The sequence below is a fragment of the Flavobacterium sp. GNP010 genome, assembly GCF_056428945.1.
Window position 1 is genome coordinate 1 of sequence record NZ_JBWJVK010000130.1, and the last position, 760, is coordinate 760.

1 protein-coding gene is annotated in these 760 nt (G+C 40.1%); it reads right to left on the reverse strand.

Annotation, left to right across the window (positions count from 1 at the left end; translation table 11 throughout):
• On the reverse strand, positions 1 to 760 hold a 760-nt coding region (locus AC061C_RS15850; protein WP_478291978.1), incomplete at both ends, for an HYR-like domain-containing protein.

Sequence of the window (760 nt, forward strand, 5' to 3'; positions counted from 1 at the left end):
CGCACAAGATTCAGAGGCTACAAAAGCACCACTTACTTTGCTGATATTAGTAACATTAGCATCGCACAAATCAGTAGCAGTAGGGAAAGCTGTTTGAGCTGTGGCTAATGCTTCAGTATTACTGCATTCAACAGTCGTATTTAAAGCAGTAGCAGCAGTAGACCATGTAGGCGCAGTATTGTCAATGACAGTAATCGTTTGTACAAAATTAGCTGAAGTGTTTGCACAACCGTCAGTAAAATTCCAAGTACGTACTCTCACGTAAGCATTAGCACAATTAGCATCGGCTGTCGTAACATCACTCACTAAAATTTTAGTTGGGGCAAGCACACAATTATCGGTGGCGGCGGGCGATAAGGCTAAAGCAGCAGTTATGCCTGCTCTATCGTTGCATTGAAGTGTTTGATTTAAAGACGCTTCGGCCGTAGTTACAATCGGTAATGTATCATCCACTACTGTAACAATTTTTGTACAGGTCGAAATACATCCATTGGCATCAGTAATGATTAGTGACAATAAAAATGTTGAATTACAACCAGCACCAGCAGTTACAGAAACAGATTGAGAATTTGTACTTCCCGCAATTAATCCATTTCCTGAAATACTCCATTCATAATTACCACTAATTGGAGCTGAATAGTTGTTAGAAGTTGAAGAAGGACATAATGGCCCATCTGAACCTGATATAGAGCAAGCGATTTCAGTAGGAGCCGCTTTGATAGTAACCGTTATTGATTTAGAACAACCGTTAGCATCAGTA